This window comes from Vibrio sp. YT-19(2023) (assembly GCF_033337395.1).
Window position 1 is genome coordinate 1 of the sequence record NZ_JAWOQN010001076.1, and the last position, 530, is coordinate 530.

The 530-nt window shown below is 45.1% G+C and carries 1 protein-coding gene; it reads right to left on the reverse strand.

Features of this window, described 5'->3' with window-relative positions:
* Positions 1–155 precede the first annotated feature (155 nt).
* Positions 156–530: GGDEF domain-containing protein (locus R7E78_RS30135; protein WP_318059143.1), on the reverse strand; the 375-nt coding region annotated here is incomplete at its 5' end.

The window sequence follows — 530 nt, forward strand, 5'->3', positions numbered from 1 at the left end:
TTTATGTGCGAATTATGTTTATGCGATATCAGTACGTACTGATAGTTGTAGGCAAGTTTGGCGAGATTGAGTACAGATTTAAACAAAAAGTGAATAGATTCGGGTAGGGCTGATAAAAAGCATGATAAAGCCCCAGATTTCAACTGGGGCGTGGCTTAAAGTTCGGTACAGACTTGGTTTCGGCCATTGGCTTTGGCACGATACAAGGCTTTATCGGCGCGGTAGAAGGTGCGCTGAGTGTTTTCCCCTTCGCGATGGAGTGTAATACCGATGGAAACGGTTAGGCCGCGTTCGCCAAGAATGTCTCGCCATGCATATTTAAAAATACGTTCGCGGTAGTTTTCAGCGTGCATTTCTGCGCGTTCCAATTGGCTGTTCTCAAGAATTACAAGGAACTCTTCTCCGCCAAATCGCACACACGATACACCTTTAAATTTGAAGTAGGCTGCCAGTTCCTGTGACACACTTTTGATCGCTTTGTCGCCCACCAAATGGCTCAATTCGTCATTGATGGATTTGAAGTGATCGAT